General features: G+C 68.3%; 7 protein-coding genes. 2 read left to right on the forward strand and 5 right to left on the reverse strand.

Going from position 1 to position 7,268, the window contains the following annotated elements; all coding sequences use genetic code 11:
• Window positions 1-113 precede the first annotated feature (113 nt).
• Both KZA10_RS05020 and KZA10_RS05025 read right to left on the reverse strand, forming a co-directional pair.
• Window positions 114-614 carry a hypothetical protein gene (locus KZA10_RS05020; protein WP_218682333.1) on the reverse strand — a complete coding sequence of 167 codons (501 nt, stop codon included), beginning with the start codon at window positions 612-614 and terminating at the stop codon, window positions 114-116.
• A 65-nt stretch (window positions 615-679) separates the two neighbouring features.
• Window positions 680-4,087, reverse strand: a complete 3,408-nt coding sequence (locus KZA10_RS05025) for a pyruvate carboxylase (protein WP_141386202.1) — start codon at window positions 4,085-4,087, stop codon at window positions 680-682.
• 93 nt (window positions 4,088-4,180) lie between these two features.
• Between KZA10_RS05025 and KZA10_RS05030 the strand changes: the two genes are divergently transcribed.
• Window positions 4,181-4,993: a ParA family protein gene (locus tag KZA10_RS05030; RefSeq protein ID WP_028501500.1), complete on the forward strand. Its 813-nt coding sequence runs from the start codon at window positions 4,181-4,183 to the stop codon at window positions 4,991-4,993.
• 70 nt (window positions 4,994-5,063) lie between these two features.
• Here the strand turns inward: KZA10_RS05030 and KZA10_RS05035 are convergent, their stop codons facing one another.
• The 3 genes from KZA10_RS05035 to KZA10_RS05045 form a co-directional block, all read right to left on the reverse strand.
• The gene (locus tag KZA10_RS05035; protein ID WP_055867298.1) at window positions 5,064-5,609 is read right to left on the reverse strand and encodes a MerR family transcriptional regulator; all 546 of its coding nucleotides are present in this window, start codon (window positions 5,607-5,609) and stop codon (window positions 5,064-5,066) included.
• Window positions 5,610-5,709: 100 nt separating this feature from the next.
• A complete protein-coding gene (locus KZA10_RS05040; RefSeq protein ID WP_141386203.1) occupies window positions 5,710-6,396 on the reverse strand; it encodes a MerR family transcriptional regulator in 687 nt (228 codons plus the stop codon).
• Window positions 6,396-6,881, reverse strand: coding sequence for an FHA domain-containing protein (locus KZA10_RS05045; protein WP_017830205.1), 486 nt, complete (start codon window positions 6,879-6,881; stop codon window positions 6,396-6,398). Before KZA10_RS05045 ends, KZA10_RS05040 begins: the two co-directional genes overlap by 1 nt.
• A gap of 100 nt (window positions 6,882-6,981) precedes the next feature.
• Here KZA10_RS05045 and KZA10_RS05050 point away from each other — a divergent pair.
• A partial coding sequence (locus KZA10_RS05050; RefSeq protein ID WP_218682334.1) for a copper resistance protein CopC occupies window positions 6,982-7,268 on the forward strand: 287 nt, incomplete at its 3' end.

Consider the following 7,268-nt stretch of genomic DNA (forward strand, 5'->3'; position numbering starts at 1 on the left):
CAGGCCGGATCGTACGGATCGAGGACGGCCTCCACATCAGGAGGCGTCGGCGACGGACGGATCCCAGCGGCGGTGGCGCTGCTTCTCGTCCAACAGGCCCCAGACGGCCGAGGTCAGCTCCGGGTACAATCGACGACGACCGCATCGACGACGGCATCCGCGACGGGGGCCGATTCGAGTGCCGTCACCTCGATCACGATCGGTTCGATGACGAGCGGCTCGTCGATCATACCCGTGACGACAGCCGGTTCCGCAGGAGGCTCGACCTCTGACGCCGCTTCGACGACCGGCGCTTCGTCGGGCTCCGCGTCCTGCGCGGCTGCGTCTGCGGCTGCGGCTGCGGGCACGGGGTCGGGACGGGGTGCTTTCGGAAGCGACTTCGTCTTCGTCGTCGATCCCACGGCGGGGGGCGGATCGATCACGAGGTCGCCGATGACCTCGCCGTCGACCACACCGTCGTCGGCGAGGTCATCGTCGTCGTCGCTCCTGGGCAGGGCCACGCTGACCTGGGCCGTCCCGCCGAGGATGCCGATCACTGCCGTGTCGAGAGACGCGGCTTCGTCGAGCACCCCCAGCGAGTTCTCCTCGGGGTCAGTGGTGTTCTTCGGTGTCACGATGTCGCTCCAAGCCTGCGCGGGCCTCGGGTGCACACGAATGCGCGGCCCTCGCCCGCACAAGATTAGTGCGCCGGGCGGATCACGACCAAAAGATCTCCTGCATCCACCTGCTGGGTCTCGGCGATCGCGTGCCGCTCGATGACGCCGTCGACGGGGGCGGTGATGGCCGCCTCCATCTTCATCGCCTCGATGGATGCGACGGGTTCACCGGCCCGGACAGTGGCCCCGACCTCGGCCTTCAGTGTGACGACACCGGAAAACGGAGCGGCCACCTGACCCGGAACGGACGTGTCGGCCTTCTCGACCTCGAGAGCGTCGACCTTGATCGAACGGTCGCGGACGAACACCGGACGCAGCTGCCCGTTCAGAGTCGTCATGACGGTGCGCATACCCTTGTCGTCGGCATCGCCGATGGCTTCGAGCCCGACGTACAGGCGCACACCGCGATCGATCTCGATCTGGTGCTCCTGTCCCGCGACGAGACCGTAGAGGTAGTCACTGGTGTCGAGCACCGAGAGGTCGCCGAACAGTTCCCGACGCTCGGCGAACTCCGCGGTGGGCGCGGGGAACAGCAGCGTGTTGAGGCGTGTCCGCCGCTCGGCGCTGGTTCCGGCGAGTGCTGCTTCGTCGTCTGCCGTGATCGCGGTGAGGCCGGTGCGCACGGAGCGCCCGGCGAGGACCTTGGTGCGGAAAGGCTCCGGCCATCCCCCGGGCAGGTCGCCGAGCTCGCCCGCCATGAAGCCGACGACGGAGTCCGGAACGTCGTACTTCTCGGGGTTCGCCTCGAAGTCGGCAGGGTCAGCCTTCACGGCCGCGAGGTGGAGGGCGAGATCGCCGACGACCTTCGACGACGGCGTCACCTTGGGCACGCGACCGAGGATGCGGTCGGCCGCGGCGTACATGTCCTCGATGAGTTCGAAGTCGTCGGCGAGGCCGAGCGCCTTCGCCTGCTGTCGCAGGTTCGACAGCTGACCGCCGGGGATCTCGTGGTGGTAGACGCGCCCGGTGGGGCCGGGAAGACCCGACTCGAACGGCGCGTACTGGCGACGGACCGCCTCCCAGTAGGGCTCGAGATCCGAGACGGCGTCGAGCGAGATCCCGCTGTCGCGCTCGGTGTGCGCGAGCGCGGCGACGAGAGACGACAGCGACGGCTGGCTCGTGGTTCCCGAGAGCGGCGCAGACGCGGCGTCCACGGCATCGACGCCGGCGGCACTGGCCGCGAGGAGCGTCGCGAGCTGACCGCCGGGGGTGTCATGCGTGTGCAGATGGACAGGAAGGTCGAATCGCTCGCGCAGTGCCGTGACCAGCTTGGCGGCGGCGGCCGGACGCAGCAGACCCGCCATGTCCTTGATCGCGATGATATGCGCGCCCGCGTCGACGATCTGGTCCGCGAGGCCCAGGTAGTAGTCGAGGGTGTAGAGGTCTTCCGCCGGATCCAGCAGATCGCCGGTGTAGCAGAGCGCCACTTCGGCGACGGCGGTCCCCGTGTTGCGGACCGCCGCGATCGCTGGACGCATCTGCTCCACGTCGTTGAGCGCGTCGAAGATACGGAAGATGTCGACGCCACTGGCAGCGGCCTCCGCGACGAATGCCTCGGTCACGGCCGTGGGGTACGGCGTGTAGCCGACCGTGTTGCGACCGCGCAGCAGCATCTGGATCGCCACGTTGGGCAGCGCCGCACGGAGTTTGTCGAGGCGCTCCCAGGGGTCCTCGCCGAGGAAGCGCAGCGCGACGTCGTAGGTGGCACCGCCCCATGCCTCGACCGAGAGCAGACCGGGAGTGAGCCTCGCCAGGTACGGCGCCGCGGCGACCAGGTCCTTCGTGCGCACACGCGTGGCCAGGAGCGACTGGTGCGCGTCGCGGAACGTGGTGTCGGTGACCGCCAGGGCCGTCTGCGCACGGAGGCTGCGGGCGAAGCCCTCAGGTCCCAGTTCGAGCAGGCGCTGGCGCGAACCCGGCGCCGGCTCGGAAGTCAGGTCGACGGCAGGCAGCTTGGTGACCGCGTCGACGACGCCGGGGTGGACGCCATGCGGCTTGTTCACCGTGACGTCGACCAGCCAGTTGAGGAGCTTCGTCCCGCGGTCCTTGGAGACACGGCCGCGCAGCAGCTCGGGGCGTTCGTCGATGAACGACGTGCTGACATCGCCCGCGATGAAGGCCTCATCTTCCAGGAGCGCCTGCAGGAACGGGATGTTGGTCGAGACGCCGCGGATGCGGAACTCCGCGAGAGCACGACGTGCGCGGGCGACCGCGGCGGGGAAGTCGCGCCCACGGCAGGTGAGCTTGGCCAGCATGGAGTCGAAGTGGGGACTGATCTGGGCCCCCTGGTGGACCGTGCCGCCGTCGAGGCGGATGCCGGCACCGCCGGGGGAACGGTACGTGGTGATCTTGCCGGTGTCGGGGCGGAATCCCTGCGTCGGGTCCTCCGTGGTGATGCGGCACTGCAGTGCGGCGCCGCGCAGATGCAGGTTCTCCTGCTGCAGGCCGAGGTCGGCGAGGCTCTGGCCGGAGGCGATCCGCATCTGGCTCTGCACCAGGTCGACATCGGTCACCTCTTCCGTGACCGTGTGCTCGACCTGGATGCGCGGATTCATCTCGATGAAGACGACCTCGCCGGTGCGCTCCCCCGCCGTCTCGAGCAGGAACTCGACTGTTCCGGCGTTCTCGTAGCCGATGGAGCGGGCGAAGGCGACGGCGTACCCGTGCAGGGCAGTGCGCACGCTGTCGTCGAGGTTCGGCGCCGGAGCGATCTCCACCACCTTCTGGTGGCGTCGCTGCACCGAGCAGTCACGCTCGAAGAGGTGCACGGTCTCGCCGGTCTTGTCGGCGAGGATCTGCACCTCGATGTGCCGAGGGCGAACGACCGCCTGCTCGAGGAACATCCGTGCGTCGCCGAAGGCGCTCGCGGCTTCCCGCATCGCCTCTGCGAGAGCGGGAGCGAGGTCGCCTGCGGTCTCGACCCGACGCATCCCGCGCCCTCCGCCGCCGGCCACGGCCTTGGCGAACAGCGGGAATCCGATGTCCTCGGCCTGCGCCACCAGAGCCTCGACGTCGTCCGATGCCTCGGTGGAGCGGAGGACGGGGACCCCGGCCTCGATCGCGTGACGCTTCGCCTCGACCTTGTTGCCGGCCATTTCGAGAACGTGGGCAGGAGGTCCGATGAACACGATGCCGTTCGCCGCGGCCTTCTCCGCGAGCTCCGGGTTCTCGGAGAGGAACCCGTAACCGGGGTAGATCGCATCCGCACCAGACTCGAGCGCGACGCGGATGATCTCGTCGACGTTCAGGTATGCGCGCACAGGATGCCCGCGCTCGCCGATCTCGTAGGCCTCATCGGCCTTGAGCCGGTGCACGGAGCCGCGGTCTTCATGCGGGAACACCGCGACGGTGCGCGCCCCCACCTCGACCGCCGCACGGAAGGCACGGATCGCGATCTCGCCGCGATTCGCCACAAGGATCTTCTGGAACATGCACACCTCTGGGAGCTCGATGCGCAGCGTTTTCGATGCGCATGGGGCGGGGCTGAGTGTTCACCCAGCCTAGGGGAAGGTAACGTGGTGTCCGTGCACGTACTCAGCGTCAGCTCTCTCAAGGGAGGCGTCGGCAAGACGACCGTGACACTCGGGCTGGCCTCAGCGGCTTTCGCCCGAGGAGTCCGGACTCTCGTCGTCGACCTCGACCCGCAGTCCGACGTCTCCACCGGGATGGACATCCAGGTGGCCGGACGACTCAACATCGCCGACGTCCTGGCGAACCCGAAGGAGAAGGTCGTCCGTCAGGCGATCACCTCCAGCGGCTGGGCGAAGGTGCACCCCGGAACGATCGATGTCCTCATCGGCAGCCCCTCGGCGATCAACTTCGACGGTCCGCACCCGAGCGTGCGCGACGTGTGGAAGCTCGAAGAGGCGCTCGCATCCGTCGAGGCCGACTACGACCTCGTGCTCGTCGACTGCGCACCGTCTCTGAACGCGTTGACCCGCACGGCATGGGCGGCGAGTGACCGCGTCATGGTCGTCACCGAGCCCGGCCTGTTCTCCGTCGCCGCGGCCGACCGTGCCCTTCGCGCGATCGAGGAGATCCGCCGCGGCCTCTCGCCTCGTCTGCAGCCTCTCGGCATCGTCGTGAACCGCGTGCGCCCCCAGTCCATCGAGCACCAGTTCCGCATCAAGGAGCTGCGCGACATGTTCGGGCCCCTCGTGCTCTCCCCGCAGCTGCCGGAGCGCACCTCGCTGCAGCAGGCGCAGGGTGCCGCCAAGCCGCTGCACATCTGGCCGGGAGATTCCGCGCAGGAGCTCGCGGCCGACTTCGACCAGTTGCTCGACCGGATCATCCGCACCGGACGCATCGCCGTCCCCGAGAGCGGTCAGCAGAGCTGACCCTCCCGGGCGCACACAGCGAAACGGCCATCCTCTTCGAGGACGGCCGTTTTCTGTATGACGCGAGAGGTCAGGCGGTGCGCTTGGTGCGACGCGCCGACAGTTCGTCGACGGGGTCGGGAGCGGTCGCATCGAAGGCGACGAGCGTCGACTCGACCTCGCGGAGCACCTTGCCGACGGCGATGCCGAACACTCCCTGACCACGGCTGACGAGGTCGATGACCTCGTCGTTCGAGGTGCACAGGTAGACCGAGGCGCCATCGCTCATGAGCGTGGTGCCTGCGAGGTCACGGATGCCGGCGCGGCGGAGCTCGTCCACGGCCGTGCGGATCTGCTGCAGCGAGATGCCGGTGTCGAGAAGGCTCTTCACGAGCTTGAGGACGAGGATGTCCCGGAAGCCGTAGAGCCGCTGCGAACCGGACCCGCTCGCTCCGCGGACCGTGGGCTCCACCAGCTCGGTGCGTGCCCAGTAGTCCAGCTGTCGGTAGGTGATGCCGGCGGCACGAGCAGCGACAGCGCCGCGGTATCCGACCTCATCATCCATCGCGGGAAGACCGTCGGTGAAGAGGAGTTCGGGTACGAACCGCGGGTCGCCTGTGAGCTCATCCGCATTCATCTGAAATCCTCCCTGGAACGGTTATCTTCCACGGTAGAGCAGTGCCTGGGCGCCGGCAATCACATCCGTGGGACGGCGAAGGTGTGTCGCAATCAGTTCGTTACGAAAGCACTCGCGAGAGCGCGTCCTTGACGAAGAGCGAGCGCACTTCATCGATGCGCGAGGCGAGCTCGGGGGCGAGCTCGCTGGCCTTCGCACGGGAGGCGGCGTCGGTCCTGCGCAGCAGCGCGGACATGGCCGATTCGATGAGGGCGACCTCGCGTTCGGCGCCCTGGCGCAGCGAGCGGAGGTGCCGCGGCTCGATGCCGTGACGATCCAGTCCGACGAGACCGCGCAGCAGCGTGACCGTCGCCTCGGGGTAGCTCTCCTGAGCGGTGATGACGCCGGTGCTGATCGCGTCGTTGAGAAGCTGGGGCCCGGCTCCGGCAGCAGCCAGGAGCTCGTCGCGGCGATAGCGGCGCGGGGTCGGAGCGATAGACGGCGGCGGCACGAGCGCGGTCGCACCCCCGCCGGCGTCGGCTTCATCGAGCTGTTCGCGGATCACGCTCAGCGGCAGGTAGTGGTCGCGCTGCAGCGTGAGCCCGAGACGCAGCCGCTCGATGTCGGAGGCCGAGAACTTGCGGTAGCCGGACTCCGTGCGAGACGGGGTGACGATCCCCTGCACCTCGAGGAAGCGCAGCTTGCTGGAGGTCAGGTCGGGAAACTCCGGGGTGAGCCGTGCGAGCACCTGGCCGATACTCAGCAGGCCCGCGGACGCAGAGCGTTCGCGGGCGGGAGAGGCCGCCATCAGGCGTTCGCCGCCAGGCGGTCGTGCGGAGAGGCGAAGAAGTTCAGGCGGAACTTGCCGACACGGAGTTCGGAACCGTCCACCAGCGCGCTGCGGTCGACGCGCTCACCGTTGACGTACGTGCCGTTGAGCGAACGCTGATCGATGATCTCGAACGTCGACCCGGTGCGAGTGATCTCCGCGTGACGACGCGAGACCGTCACGTCGTCGAAGAAGATGTCGGCCTCGGGGTGACGGCCGACGGTCGTCACGTCGGTGTCGAGAAGGTATCGCGCTCCGGCGAGAGCGCCGGAGCGAACCAGCAGAAGCGCCGATCCCGCGGGCAGAGCGGCGATCGCCGTCTGCTCGACGTCGGTGAGTTCCACTCCGAACGGCACGAACGACAGATCGGAATCATGTCCGAACGTCTGCGTAACGTCGTGTCTCTGCTCACCGGAACGGTGGATCGCGGCTTCTCCGGCCGGTCGGCTGTCGCTGTCAGTCACTGTGCCCTCCTGATTGTCCAGACTAACGGATGCCGAGCCGCTCGCGGGAGGCCGCTTTCACACTCAGCGGTCCCATACCGAGGATTCATAGGCTGTACTCGTGAAGACCAAAGCTCTGAGCCGCTCGGCTGCCCCGATCGCCCTCGCCGCGACACTGCTCGCCGCCTTTCTCGTTCTCCTCTCCCCGGTTTCGGCTTCGGCGCACGACGCGCTCGTCTCGTCGTCGCCGGCGGCTGATGAGTCGGTCGACGTCGTGCCCGCCACGCTGACGCTCACCTTCAGCGCGAAGCTGATCGGCGGTGAAGGCTCCACCGAGGTGGTCGTGACCGACCCCGACGGCAACCAGGTCACCGACGGCCCGGCGGCCGTCGACGGCGCGATCGTCAC

This window comes from Microbacterium sp. BF1 (assembly GCF_019279095.1).
GTDB classification, from domain to species: Bacteria; Actinomycetota; Actinomycetes; order Actinomycetales; family Microbacteriaceae; genus Microbacterium; species Microbacterium maritypicum.